This is a genomic window from Lysinibacillus sp. FSL K6-3209, from assembly GCF_037976175.1.
Lineage (GTDB): Bacteria > Bacillota > Bacilli > Bacillales_A > Planococcaceae > Lysinibacillus > Lysinibacillus sphaericus_D.
In genome coordinates, this window is the sequence record NZ_CP150264.1 from 4,276,448 (window position 1) to 4,289,806 (window position 13,359).

General features: G+C 38.1%; 15 protein-coding genes. 3 read left to right on the plus strand and 12 right to left on the minus strand.

From position 1 onward, the window contains the following. Nucleotides 1–48: 48 nt before the first annotated feature. From MHH88_RS20780 to MHH88_RS20820, 9 genes are all read right to left on the minus strand, one after another. On the minus strand, nucleotides 49–828 hold the full coding sequence (locus tag MHH88_RS20780) for an alpha/beta hydrolase-fold protein (protein ID WP_339260425.1): 780 nt from the start codon (nucleotides 826–828) through the stop codon (nucleotides 49–51). Next, nucleotides 825–1,607 carry an ABC transporter ATP-binding protein gene (locus MHH88_RS20785; RefSeq protein WP_069508287.1) on the minus strand — a complete coding sequence of 261 codons (783 nt, stop codon included), beginning with the start codon at nucleotides 1,605–1,607 and terminating at the stop codon, nucleotides 825–827. Before MHH88_RS20785 ends, MHH88_RS20780 begins: the two co-directional genes overlap by 4 nt. Nucleotides 1,608–1,636: 29 nt before the next feature. Then, nucleotides 1,637–2,668: an iron ABC transporter permease gene (locus tag MHH88_RS20790; protein WP_339260427.1), complete on the minus strand. Its 1,032-nt coding sequence runs from the start codon at nucleotides 2,666–2,668 to the stop codon at nucleotides 1,637–1,639. Continuing rightward, nucleotides 2,661–3,668 (minus strand): iron ABC transporter permease, encoded by a 1,008-nt coding sequence (locus MHH88_RS20795; protein ID WP_339260429.1) that lies wholly within the window; start codon nucleotides 3,666–3,668, stop codon nucleotides 2,661–2,663. Before MHH88_RS20795 ends, MHH88_RS20790 begins: the two co-directional genes overlap by 8 nt. Before the next feature lie 90 nt (nucleotides 3,669–3,758). Then, the gene (locus MHH88_RS20800) at nucleotides 3,759–4,739 is read right to left on the minus strand and encodes an ABC transporter substrate-binding protein (RefSeq protein WP_339260431.1); all 981 of its coding nucleotides are present in this window, start codon (nucleotides 4,737–4,739) and stop codon (nucleotides 3,759–3,761) included. A 306-nt stretch (nucleotides 4,740–5,045) separates the two neighbouring features. Continuing rightward, nucleotides 5,046–5,879 (minus strand): AraC family transcriptional regulator, encoded by an 834-nt coding sequence (locus MHH88_RS20805; protein ID WP_339260432.1) that lies wholly within the window; start codon nucleotides 5,877–5,879, stop codon nucleotides 5,046–5,048. Beyond that, complete coding sequence (locus tag MHH88_RS20810) at nucleotides 5,870–6,352, minus strand: DinB family protein (protein WP_339260434.1); 483 nt, start codon at nucleotides 6,350–6,352, stop codon at nucleotides 5,870–5,872. The genes MHH88_RS20805 and MHH88_RS20810 overlap by 10 nt, the downstream gene beginning before the upstream one ends. Nucleotides 6,353–6,372: 20 nt before the next feature. Further along, entirely contained in the window at nucleotides 6,373–6,942 is a 570-nt protein-coding gene (locus MHH88_RS20815; protein WP_337982948.1) for a nucleotidyltransferase family protein, read from the minus strand. A 43-nt stretch (nucleotides 6,943–6,985) separates the two neighbouring features. Beyond that, nucleotides 6,986–7,804, minus strand: coding sequence for an alpha/beta fold hydrolase (locus MHH88_RS20820; protein ID WP_339260438.1), 819 nt, complete (start codon nucleotides 7,802–7,804; stop codon nucleotides 6,986–6,988). 94 nt (nucleotides 7,805–7,898) lie between these two features. Here MHH88_RS20820 and MHH88_RS20825 point away from each other — a divergent pair, with 94 nt between their 5' ends. Beyond that, complete coding sequence (locus MHH88_RS20825; protein WP_339260440.1) at nucleotides 7,899–8,354, plus strand: GNAT family N-acetyltransferase; 456 nt, start codon at nucleotides 7,899–7,901, stop codon at nucleotides 8,352–8,354. Nucleotides 8,355–8,408: 54 nt separating this feature from the next. On the opposite strand, the gene MHH88_RS20830 is transcribed toward MHH88_RS20825, so the two are convergent. Beyond that, nucleotides 8,409–8,768 (minus strand): nuclear transport factor 2 family protein, encoded by a 360-nt coding sequence (locus tag MHH88_RS20830; protein ID WP_339260442.1) that lies wholly within the window; start codon nucleotides 8,766–8,768, stop codon nucleotides 8,409–8,411. 574 nt (nucleotides 8,769–9,342) lie between these two features. Here MHH88_RS20830 and MHH88_RS20835 point away from each other — a divergent pair. Then, nucleotides 9,343–9,726 carry a DUF805 domain-containing protein gene (locus MHH88_RS20835; protein WP_024360822.1) on the plus strand — a complete coding sequence of 128 codons (384 nt, stop codon included), beginning with the start codon at nucleotides 9,343–9,345 and terminating at the stop codon, nucleotides 9,724–9,726. A gap of 185 nt (nucleotides 9,727–9,911) precedes the next feature. On the opposite strand, the gene MHH88_RS20840 is transcribed toward MHH88_RS20835, so the two are convergent. Continuing rightward, a complete protein-coding gene (locus MHH88_RS20840) occupies nucleotides 9,912–10,871 on the minus strand; it encodes a proline dehydrogenase family protein (RefSeq protein WP_339260445.1) in 960 nt (319 codons plus the stop codon). Nucleotides 10,872–10,985: 114 nt separating this feature from the next. On the opposite strand from MHH88_RS20840, the gene MHH88_RS20845 reads away from it, so the two are divergent. After that, nucleotides 10,986–12,377: a PLP-dependent aminotransferase family protein gene (locus tag MHH88_RS20845; protein WP_339260447.1), complete on the plus strand. Its 1,392-nt coding sequence runs from the start codon at nucleotides 10,986–10,988 to the stop codon at nucleotides 12,375–12,377. Between the two features lie 132 nt (nucleotides 12,378–12,509). Here the strand turns inward: MHH88_RS20845 and MHH88_RS20850 are convergent, their stop codons facing one another. Further along, nucleotides 12,510–13,295: a hypothetical protein gene (locus tag MHH88_RS20850; RefSeq protein WP_069508132.1), complete on the minus strand. Its 786-nt coding sequence runs from the start codon at nucleotides 13,293–13,295 to the stop codon at nucleotides 12,510–12,512. Nucleotides 13,296–13,359 lie beyond the last annotated feature (64 nt).

Sequence of the window (13,359 nt, forward strand, 5' to 3'; positions counted from 1 at the left end):
TTTTATCCAAAAGTAAACCGCATTATCTAAGATAATGCGGTTGTAAAATTAATTTTTATACACATAACGTATTGCTCTACTCATGACAGTAGGGACCACAGACGCATGATTTTCGCTCAATGCCTCATAAAAAACTATGTCCATTACTTGCTCCAGCTGTTCAGCCATTTGTCGCGCGTCTTCTACCATAAACGTTTCTAGTTCTCCCACACCGATAAATATTGTTTCCTTCACATGTTGGTGTGCTTCGATAAAAGCCTTTACTCTACCAAACAATTCATGTTCATTCCACCAGATTGAAGGGCTAATAGCGATATAATGTTGGAAACGATCTTTATCATTTAATAATTGCCATAGTGCAAAATAACCTGCTAACGAATGTCCAAATAAGGTTTGTTGCTGTTTATTTACATGGAATTGTGCATACAGTTGCGGCTTTAATTCCTCCTGTAAAAAGCGGCTAAAGTTTTCTGCCCCTCCATGCTGATGATAGCCTTTGCCTTTAAATCTCGCAGGATAACTATACGTTTCGGCGGGTGCTGTAAAGTCGTAGAAACGGCGTTCATGCATATCAGCACGATGGCCAATACCGACAACAATGGCAGGTAATACCCCTGTTTTGAGCGCATTACGACTTTGTAGGCGTACGGCTTCCTTTACGTACTGGAAATATGACGAGCCATCTAATACATATATAACAGGAAATCCTTCTTTCGGAGCTTCCCCTTGAGGTACATAAACATTTATCGAGTACGTATAGTCTGCAAACATCGAAGTCATTTCATAGCAAAAAAAGTCAGATACATTGCCTACTTGTCCAACAATCATTTGTCTCCCTCCTTTAACACATCATAGCCATAGCATACAGGGGTGTTTGTTGCAGGATCTTCCATAATTCTCGCGGAAATATTAAACACTTTGCGCATCACATCCGCGCATAAAATTTCCTGTGGAGTACCCGTTTCCACTACAGCACCTTGACGCATGGCGATTAAATGGTCTGAATAGCGCGCTGCATGGTTAATATCATGTAAAACCATCACAATCGTACAGCCATGTTGTTCATTTAAATCTTTTACGATATCAAGCACTTCTAGCTGATGTGCCATATCCAAATAAGTCGTGGGTTCGTCTAGCAACAAAATACTCGTTTCTTGCGCCAATGCCATTGCTAACCAAACACGCTGTCGCTGCCCTCCTGAAAGTTGTGCTAATTCCCGACTGCGATACTCCAATGTATTTGTAACTGTTAAGGCCCACTCAATCATTTTTTCATCCTTCTTCGTTAAACGATTGACATTATGACGATGTGGATAACGACCGTATGCAATTAGCTCCTCTACCTTTAACTGTCCTGGTGCAATCGGTGTCTGGGATAATATCGCTAACTTTTTCGCAATTTCTTTGGTCGATAAATTTTGCATATTTTGCTCCTGCAAATAAACGGTTCCCTGTTGCTTTTTTAAAATGCGTCCAATTGTTTTCAATAAAGTTGATTTGCCACAACCATTTGGTCCTATAATCGTTGTCACTTTGCCCTCTTCTATCGTTAAATTCAACCCTTCGAATACACGAACATGCTCATAACCAGAAGATAAATTTTCCATTCTGAATGCAATTTGCACACGATTTCCCCCTAAGCTTTTGACTTTACTAACAAATACAAAAAGTAAGGTATGCCAATAATGGATACAACAATACCTACAGCCAACTCTGAAGGTGCAAACACCGTTTTACCAATAAAGTCTGCTATCACTAATAAACAAGCCCCTATAAGAGCACTTACCGGCATAACATAACGATGTTGAATACCGACAAGCTGTTTGGCAATATGTGGCGCCATTAGCCCAATAAAGCCAATACTCCCCGAAACGGATACACAGGCACTCACTAAGCCGACACTCGCCAATAATAACTTCATTTTTTCCTTTTCCAACGCTATGCCTAAGCTCGTAATACTGTCTTCTTCCAATTGAAAATAATCGAGTAAATACGATTTCCGATAGACATAAAAACCTAGCAATAGGAGCCAAGGCAACATAGAGATGACAAAAATCCAATTGGCATTGTAGATAGAACCGGCCATCCAAACGGCAGCCGACTCATAATCTTGTGCATTCATTTTCAAAGAAAGAAACAGCGATAACGCGCCAAAACCACTATTCATAGCAATCCCTGTTAAAATCAATCGCTGCATATCTAAATGACCATTTTTCATCGCAAAGGAGAAAATTAAAGCCGCGGCCATCGTACCACCAACAAAACCGAAAATCGGCATCATTAAAATGGATAACCAACTACTGATATCTGCTGTGACCACACGGAACTGAAAGAAAAACATAAAAATAACAACTGCTGCACCTGCGCCAGCATTAATGCCTAAAATTCCAGGGTCTGCTAAGCCATTACGTGTAATACCCTGTAACACGACTCCCGCCATTCCTAGCCCTACCCCAACAAGTGCCGCAATGACTATTCGTGGAAGACGAAATTCAAAAATAACAAGATCAAATTTCGGGTTGGGTTCAATTCGCAAGAGTGTTTTTAGAACATCCATTACAGACATATCAAAAACACCATTTGTTATATGGAGATAGCTTGCCCCTAACATTACTAAAAGAAGTATAGTGACGACCGTAATTACTACACGGGAAGCTCTATTATGCATGCTTTTCACCTCCGTGCTTACGAACTAAATATAAGAAGAATGGGACACCGACCAGTGCAGTTAATACACCAATGGGCGTTTCAAATGGGTAATTGACATAACGACTAAGCACATCGCAAAGTGCTAAGAAAAATGCCCCTATTACCGCTGCACACGGAATAATAAAACGGTAATCCACGCCAACAAGAAAGCGTGTAATATGTGGGATAACTAGCCCTACGAAAGCGATTTTTCCTACAAGGGCAACCGCAGTTCCTGTTAAACATACGACGGCAAGCATACTGACCATTTTTACTGCTTTTGTTTTTTGTCCGAGACCTATAGCAATATCATCACCTAATGCGGTAATTGTAATGGCCCTTGCGGAAAATAACGCCAACATTAGACCAATTAAGCCAAAAGGAATGGATAGTATGAGCATACTATTGTCGACTGTATGTACTTTTGTGTTATACCAAGCGCTAACCGTTTGTGATACTTGGAAATACATCGCAACGGCTGTCGCGATACTACTTAAAAATGTCCCAATAACCGTCCCTATAATAGCTAATCGAACGGGCGACAGCCCATTTCGAATAAGGGAACCGAAGCCGAAAACGATGCCAGCACCTAATGCTGAGCCGAGCATAGATAGCAATATCATTTGATAGTTTGGGAGTCCAGGAAAGAATACAATAGCTAATGTAATGACAAAGGCTGAACCATCATTAACACCCATTAAGGATGGCGATGCTAAATAGTTTCGAGTGATACCTTGCATAACTGCACCCGCTACTGCTAAAAATGCACCTACTAGCAATACGGCACAAATTCTAGGAATACGGCTAGTCCTTATAATTTGGTGGTCAATATTTGCAGGATCAAATACTGTGATGGCTTGCCACACAGTTAAGACATTAATATCTTTAGTCCCGTACATAACAGCAATTAAAGCCACAATCGCAATGAGGAAAGGTGAAGCTACCAATATAGAGAACGATACTATGTTTGTTTTTTTCAACTGCTACACCTTTTTCTATTTATTCTTTATCTTATAAAAGGCTGGTAATAGCACGGTGATTCCACCAATTCTACTACCAGCCTATTTCATCTATTTAAGTAATTTCTCCATTGCAGCATCTAGGAATTTCACTTTAGACCAAGCAGTACCACCTTGAGCTAGAGGCTCGATCGCATTAACAAAAATTTGTTCATTTTTAGTTGCCTTTAAGCTTGCAAAGATTGGGTTTTTTTGCAACTCTTCTAATGCTTTTGGAGCGTCTGTATTTTCAGATTCCTCAAATTGCAGGAAAATTGCATCTGGGTTGATGTCCGCTAACGTTTCAAGTGACAGTTCCGCTTGTGCCTTCGTCGTTGATAAAATATTTGGAACTGGTGCCCCTAAGTCTTCATAAAGCACAGGATTTAAGTAAACGCCCGCAGGATAGATATACATAACGCCACCACGCAAACGAACAATTAACACCTGTTTGTCTGCCAGTTGCTCTTTAGATTTCACTTGAGCATCGGCAACCTTCCCTTCATAGTCTGCAATGATTTTTTTAGAATCCTCTTCTTTCCCAGTAAGCTGTGCGAGCAATGTTAAGTTTTCCTTCCAATTTGTTGAAATATGCGAGTAAGGAATCATTGTTTGAATTTTATTGAGCTTTTCAGCCGTTTCTTCAGGGAATTTGGACGTTCCGATAATTACGTCGGGATCCAGCGCTAAAATTGCCTCCGCATTTGGCTCCATTTTATTGCCTACTAGTTGGGCTCCTTCTAATTCTTTTGTAAGATAAGATGGAATTTTGCCACCAATCTCGAGTACACCCACTGGTTTAATACCGAGCATTACAGCATCTTCCATAGATTCTAAACTTGCCGCTACAATGTTTTTTACCTTTGCTGGTAGTTCATATGTTTCGCCTAAATATGTAATGTTTTGTGTGGTTGCTTGTTTTGTTTGTGTTTCTATGGAATTTGTAGCCGCTTCATTTTTTACTGCTGTAGACTCTGCTGATTTATCGGTATTACAGGCAGCAAGGGACAGTACTAAAAGTGCAGGTGCACACATTTTGATATATTTATTCACATTAAATCTCTCCTCATCATGGTCATCTAACAATGATAATGATAATCATTTTCATTAATAAGTCAATAGCTATCCTCCAATTAATTGATAGTCATTATCATTTACGTGTTCTATCCTACCAAAGAGAAAAATAGTTGTGAATGGACAATTTCATTTTCTATATGGACTTTTGCCGAAAATATATATCAAAAAGCCTGCACTAAAAGAGAAAAAGTGTTAGATTGACTGCAATCAATCTAACACTTCTGTTGTCCGCGGGTGTACTGGCGATTCACGGGCTTTTATTGGCGATTTTCCCCGTCTGCTTTATACATATTTGGCTTCTTCCATCATTAATTTTCGAAAGGCTGTTGGAGACATGCCCGTGGTTTTTTTAAATACCCGGCTAAAATAAAAGCTATCAACATAGCCTACACATTCAGCAATTTCAGCCACTGTAAAATTGCAATATCTTAGCAAGTCTTTTGCCCGTCGTATACGGTATTCTGTTAAATAGCTACTTGGATTCATGCCCGTATGTTGTTCAAATAGATAAGCTAATCTTCGACGCTCGACACCAAATGCTTGCGCAATATTCGATACCGATAGTGGTCTCGCATAGTACTCGTGTATGTATTGAACGACTTGCTCCATCATTTCATTTGCCGAATCAAGAATCTTCATCTTTGCTGAAATTAAGATAGCTTCCACTAAGTTCAGAAATATTGCCTTGGATTTCAAAATCGCCATACTACCTGGCATGGCATAGCTTTCTTTTAACTGTTGTACAAGCTTAATAATATTTGAATAATCTCCAGTATGAATGGCGAAATGCTGATTGGCTAATGAGAAAGGCACCATGTCTTTTGATGGTATATAATGAACCACTGCGTATTCCCATATCTTATCGCCAGTCGCTTGAATTTCAATGGGCATTTGTGGTCCTGCATGGACAACCATTCCAGGCACCATCGCATAAGGGGTCCCATTAAAACTAAAAGACGCACTTCCTGCCAACGGGAATACTAAACCACATTTCCCAGGCGCAGTAGTACGTCCTGTATCCTTTCGTCCTGGCTCCATTGTATTTGTAAAAATATCAACAAAATTAACAGTTGCTTGTGCATAATAATCAATGATTTGATTTATATTTATGTCCATTGCTTTTCACCTATGTTTAGCACACTTTGTACTTGTAAAAAATGATGCTGATCATGTTCTACCAATCCAGTAAAATAACTGTAAAGTGTAAGTTCAGAGCAACCAATCTTAAAACTTTGTTGCCACTGTTGATCCGGTAAATCGTGAAGCGCTTGTAACAGTAAACGCCGACACTTCAGTAATGTCTGCACTATTTGCGCTTTGCTTTGTAAACGGCTACTACTTGCTGCTTGAGCATTCATCTGTTCTACATTTGGTCCTTTTGGTAGCTGATTTTTTGAAAATAAAAAGGGCAAACGTTCCTTTAATATAAATTGATCCCACGGAATGAGATGCCCAATAACCTCCGCTACTGTCCACTTCCCTTGCTGGATTGGCATGCGCCACTGTTGCTCCGTAACATCTAACAGGTGCTCTAACCACAATATAGATTTTTCATAATGCATAAGTATTTGCTTTTTTTCTTGATGCAATCTCTTTTCGCCCCTTTAGCCTATCGAGTCGTTATAAATAGTTTTGGCCAGTTAGATTGCCACTGTTTATTATTAATCCTCTTTTGATAAATCTCATGCAGTTGTGTATGTTTATAAAAGAACGGGGTCGGTGCTACAATACCCGACAGTAAATGCTGTATGCCATAAGGTGCAGCCAATTCCAGTACACCTTTTGTAAGCCTTACACCAATAGCTGTTGGGATTTCTGGAAAATGTGCCATGCCATCAATAGACGATTGATAGGGTTCACTAGCGTTTACGATATGCATTCTCGCCTGATTTTTCACAGACCACGGTTCTTTTGGTAAGAGTTCCAATAAATGCTGTTCATAGTGCTTCTCTTGTTCTTCTGAAATTAGTTGCTTATCAAAATAAATAACATCAATATCAGCTAAAGGCGTTCTATCTTGATAATCATGCAAATAATCCCACACCTTGGAACGAATAAAGCCAGCACAAACCCAACTGTCGGGTAACTGTTGTTGTTCTACACAGCGCAAAATTTTCATCATCCACGTATCAGATTCAATCAACGTTATTAAATCTCGTTCTGTTTGTAACTTTTTCATTTATTTTAAACCCCTATTTTAAATGTACAGCTACGATGATTCTTTAGCCATTGTTTTTAGCAAGCCATGCTGTAATTTTTTCTGCTACCTGCTCAGGTGCATCGCGGAAAATATCATGCCCTGCATTCGGAACAGGCTCTACCTGAACATTGCTTACTTTTGCTTGGAAATCCGCTATACTTTTATTTCTTACTTGTTCCAGTTCAGCAGGTTTTGTAGCACTTACCAATAAAGTTGCACACTTGACATGCTGAAGTATGTGACAAATGGGTTCAGCATCAAGCCCTTTAATTAGCGATTGTGCTGTAAACGTAGAAAGAGCTAGTCTTATTTCGCCATCCAATTCTTTTACTTGTGCACGCGAAGCAGCTTCCAATTCAGCAGACCAGCGTGAAAGCTCCTCTTTTTCCGATTGAAAAAATTCATCCCAAGAGGAGAATCTAACATCGTTACAGAAACTTTCAATGTTCTGCAATTCCATTTCTACTGTCATCCCCATATCTTGTGAACTTAAATAGCCACCATCTAATAAAATAAGGCCAGCTATTTGCTTTGGAAAAGTAGCTGCGTAATGTAAAGCTAAATCTGCACCTAAAGAATGTCCCATAAGATAAAATTTTTTATTACCTAACTTTTGGGTTAGCATCTTGTCGATTGATATTGTGACATTTGATGGGAGATAAGCCTCTTCTTCTGTCAAGGCTGATGCATACCCATGTCCAGGTAAATCAAATGATACGATATGATATGCTGGTAAATAATTTGCTAGTTCCCCAAATGCTAGACCCGTACTACCAAGACCGTGAAAAAAAACCAAAGTTGGATGTTGGGCGTGTCCCCATTGATATATTTCTTGCTGCAAGTTTATAGCCTCCCCAAGTTTATTATTGCTTATTGATGTTTCCATTAATTACAATAATAACCGTATCTATTAACTTTTCAAAGGGGTGGCGAAAATGAAGATTATTTCCATACGCAAGGAGCCAAGCTATGCTGAAATGGCGATCCGATATATTCAGAGCAAGTGGGCAAGTGAGGAAAGTATGATGCTCTATGAGGATTGTATTGCCCATTGCATCGATGCACAAGCACCGCTCCCACAGTGGTATGTATTAATGAGCAATGATGAAATCATCGGCTGTGCTGGTTTAATTACCAATGACTTTATAAGTCGGATGGATTTATATCCTTGGGTTTGTGCAGTGTATATTGAGGAAAGCCATCGTGGTCATGCCTATGGTGCATTACTATTAGAGCAAGCTAAAAAGGATGCTAAGCAACATGGTTTTCCACAGCTCTATCTTTGTACGGATCATATCGGTCTATATGAGCGCTATGGCTTTTCCTATATCGGTACTGGCTACCATCCTTGGGGAGAAAGCTCTCGCATTTATGCAGCAAATCTAGATTAAAAAGGTTGCTAGCAATTGCCATTGCTACGAATTCAAATGATTGTAAAGGTCGCCTTAGCTACTTAAATGTTCGTGAATAAGCTTCCATTCATTATTCATAATAGTAAAAACATTCGTTGCTCTCCCGCTACCTGATACAAATGTACCATTATGGTAGCCTTCATAATGGTATGTATAGATACATGTAGCGGCATTAGCATCAGCAGTAAGCCATTGTACATTGGTTGCACGATAAACCTCATCTTGTATAACATGCCATGCGTGCTTGAAATAAGCTTCTATTTCTTCTAGCGACGTGCATGTTTGATCCGTAAACCAATAAACCGCCTTTGGATGTAATAATGCTTTGACATTGTTAAAATTATGTGTATTTGTTGCATCAATATAACGTGATAAAGCTTGTTGATAGCCCATTTTTATACCTCCTTCTGCAAAGTTGTATAGGGTATAATTGAGTTGTTTTCTGACAAAGTAGTTACTTGTTCAAGAATTATTCATTCACCAATTTTTTACTGTTGATACTAAAACTCATTTTTATTCTTCGTTCTCTGTTTTCATGTACCTCTTCGCCTTATACTAGTTTAAGCTCAATTTTACTATCACCATCTACTTCTAAATAACCATTTTACTATATGGCAAAAAAAACATGAGCACTAGAAACGGTTTTCTAACCATGTATCTACTGTAATAGATACATGGTATTCTAGTAGTTCTTCAACATTATTCTAATTGACTTATATTATATTTAGTATACCATATAATACATATTAGGGAAAAAATGCATTATATTTCATAACAAGCATTATTAAGATTAAGAAAGAAGTTGATTTATTGAATTTCAACCATTAAAAATAATGATTAACAACCTTTGAGAACAACAACCCTTTCTTAAGTGAAAAGTCTATGTTAGATGAAACAATTAAATTCTCTATACATCCTTCTCTCTTAAATATAAACTATTTTAGATTTCTAGTAAGGAGACATTTTGATGAAGTGGTTTGTACATGCCTTGAAGAACACATTCAATTTTAGTGGTCGCGCTCGACGACAAGAATATTGGATGTACTACCTTTTCGGAATTATTATTTCATTTGTAATAGTAATGATTGAAGAGATGCTAAATCTCAAATTTTCACCAGAGGTGGGAATACTCAGCACGTTGTTTGGAATAATCTTTATGATTCCTAGTTTGTCTGTGACGGTTCGCCGTCTTCATGATATAGGGCGCAGTGGAGCATGGATTTTAATCATTTTCATCCCCTTTGGAGCAATCGTACTATTTGTATTTACAGTGCTTGATAGTCAGCCACAAACAAATCGTTGGGGACCAAGCCAAAAACCTTTACAGTCGGATTCTTCATATAGTGTGTGAGTATCTACATAGTCTAAACATACTTGCAAAACATAATATTCTATGAACATATGAGCGTCCTTGCGGTTGCACGGGCGTTTAACGATACATATTATTCTATAACGTCATTGTAAAATTCCATCCATTCAATGCACTTCTCCCCTATGTTTCAACTTTCAAAACATCCTTAGGAATGATTTGTTTCATCAATAGCCTTCACTGCTATCTAGTAACGATGTACTTAACATATCTGTTACTGCAGAATATAAGTTTTCTGGGTTTTCAGCAAGACGATGACACAAGTATAAATACCACTCTTGCCCATATGGCAGATATACCTTACAGTTATATCCCTTTCGTTGTAAACTTTGAATTAAGTCTGGACGAATGCCATAAAGCATCTCGATTTCTACATTTGATTGTTGAAAATAGTGACGTTGTTCCATCTCTTGTATAAGCACATCATCATGGGTTGCTATTGAAAGAGGATGATTCCACTTGATTAACTGATCTATAAATTGTAGATAACGATGATTCAATGCTTCTGACCTCTCCATTGCAATAGTACTTGGCTCTTGGAATGCCCCTTTGACCAATCTTATCTTTCCAGGATATTGAACAAGCTCTTGTAAATCCATTTCAGTGCGGTATAAATGAGCTTGTACTGTAATTCCGATATTGTCGTATTGCGCTGCTATCTTTTTATAAATGTCGAGAATAGCATCCGTTTTTGAAGATTCCTCCATACTAACCATTAAAATTATGCCATGCGTATTAGCATGCTGAACAAGTTGAAGCAAGTGATTATAAGCAATTTCCTTGTCTATAGATAGTCCTATATGCGATAAATCAAACGATACGGTTTGCTTCAAAGACAGCGCACCCATTCCGTCAATTAGCGACATAAATTCCTTCATAGCCTTTTGACATTCCTCAAGATTCACAGTATTTTCGCCTATAAACTCCAATGAAACTTGATAATCTTTCGCTAATAAATTTTCTGCTACAGCAATGGCGTCTGCTCTAACTTCCCCTGCCACATACCTTCTTGCAGCTTTTAACAATAATGGATACAGCTCTTTCGATTGTTGGAATGCATCTTTCATTTGATTATTTCTTGCAGCCGACTTCAATGCTTCAATAACTAACTCTTGTGGTTTTTTCATCTATTCATCTCCTGTTTATTATTTAAAATTACTCTATCATGGTAATATTGGTAAAAATAGAGCCACTTATTATACTTTTTGACGGTACCAATTTTATAAAGGAGTAAAACAAATATGCTATGGATACCTATAAATAGAGCGTTAGATATACCATTAAATAAACAGGTCTATCAACAAATTCGTGAAAAAATTTTAAATGGAACATTACAAGGCGGCGAGAGATTGGCTTCAACACGTAAACTTTGTTCTGAATTAAATGTTTCCAGAAATGTCATATTAGAAGCCTATGAGCAACTCGTGGCAGAAGGATTTTTAGTTTCCTATAGAGGCTCTGGTACATTTGTTGCCGATGGTGCCTGCTTAGCTCAACCTAGCAAAGAAACTTTCCAAAAAAAGATAGAAGATAAAACAGCAGCATCAAAAATTGATTTTCGTTCGGGCATACCTGCGTTAGACTTATTTCCCCGGAAAACATGGGCAAAATTATCTCATACTATATGGAACGATACGAACCCTACCATTTTTGGTTACGATCAACCCGAAGGTCGATATGAATTAAGAGAAGTATTAGCTAACTACTTACTGCGAACAAGGGGTGTTGACTGTCATCCAGATCAAATTGTTATCACCTCTGGCGCTACACAAGCATTGACTGTTATCGCTAGATTATTTTTGTCAGCAAATGATGAAGCGATTATGGAAGACCCTATTACAAATGATATTCAAACGATATTTAAATCTTCTGGAGCTTCTATTTATGCCATTCCTGTCGATCAATGCGGTATGCGAACAACCTTACTACCGCAAGATAGACAGCCAAAATTCGTCTTTATTACCCCTTCTCATCAGTTTCCATTAGGGGGTACTTTACCAATCCAACGCAGAATTCAATTAATAAACTATGCAAGGCACAAAAAATGTTATTTGGTAGAGGACGATTATGATAGTGAATTTAGGTATGAAGGTCCTCCTGTAAGCTCATTGCAAGGATTAGACCCCCATCGTGTGCTTTACATTGGATCTTTTAGTAAAATTCTTTCACCCGCATTAAGAATTGGTTATTTGGTTCTCCCACTAGACCTTGTTGAAAAATGCCGTCAGCTTAAATGGTTTTCAGATTTACACACGCCTTCGATAGATCAGCTTATTCTTGCTCGTTTTATTAAAGAGGGTTACTTAGAACGACATATTGCAAAAATGAAAAAGTATTATAAGAATAATAGAGATTTTCTTATCCAATGTTTACATACAACTTTTTCAAATAAAATAAAGATTTTAGGCTATTCCACTGGATTGCACCTCGTTGTAGAAATGCAAAACATCCATTTCTCAAGTGCATTACTTGAAAAAATCGAGCAATTTGGTGTGAAAGTATATCCCGTAGAAGATCATTCCATTAGTAAAGGGAGACATAACGATCAAATTATATTAGGATTCGGACATTTAAAGAAAGATGAAATACAAGAAGGTATAACGCGTTTATTCCGTGCAATCTTTCATAAGTAAAAAGAAATGGCTACTCTTAACACCAAGTTCGCATAACTTTTCCCATCTGAATATGCATAATTGACATGGCTATTACAAAAGCTGAAAAGTCATTAAAAACCCCTGAGCATACTTGTGCTCAGGGGTTACTTATTATTGCTTAAAAGCTGTTGCAATTGCAAGTGCCTTCATTGGGTCCTTGATGGAATCCAGCGTATAGATAAGCTTTCCATCCTGCCATACGATTAAGTTTCCTGTTTTATAAACATCTAAATGTAACATACCGTGTTCATGTGGGATTGGAAGTGTATGGGATTCTAAATATTGTACTGCTTGTTTTGCCAGCTCTACTCCAGCTTCTGGATTATCTGTTCGGGTATGAGTTGCTAATGCCCATCTTCCCTCATTCCAACCAGTCCATAACGAGCCCGCGCCTGCATCCTGATAACCAGTCATATTGAACCCAAGCGGAACTTGTTGTCCCCCATTTTTACTAAATTCTTCATAAGCAATCTGTTCGCTTGCCTCATCTATACTGTCATAGAGCTTTACAGTAAGCTTGGCAATCGCAGTTGCCGCTGTCGCATTTTTTAGCTTTACATCATTAACCGGAAGATACTCTTTACTTTCTAGAAATAGAACTTCGGCTTGTTGTTCTTCACTTTTAGTTGTTGCGGTTAAAAAAGCTCCTTCCGTTAGTGGAAGATTCGTTGGCAAAACAATGGCTAGTTCTGTTCCAAGCTGCTCCTTTATCGTTTTCAATGCTTCTGCCTGCGTGAGAGAAGAGACTGTGTCTTTAGATGTTGTTTCAGAAATACAAAGTTTATTTTCGTTCCATTGATGGTCTTGTTGTGAATCTTGTTTACTATTCGTATCTCTTTCAGTACATGCGCTAATCATACTAATCGTTAGTATGGTTATAAAAAATAATTTTTTCATCTAGACACCTCAATATTTGCTTTTTATCTATTACGTCCTAATTTTTCGAGTGTGCCCGAAGATC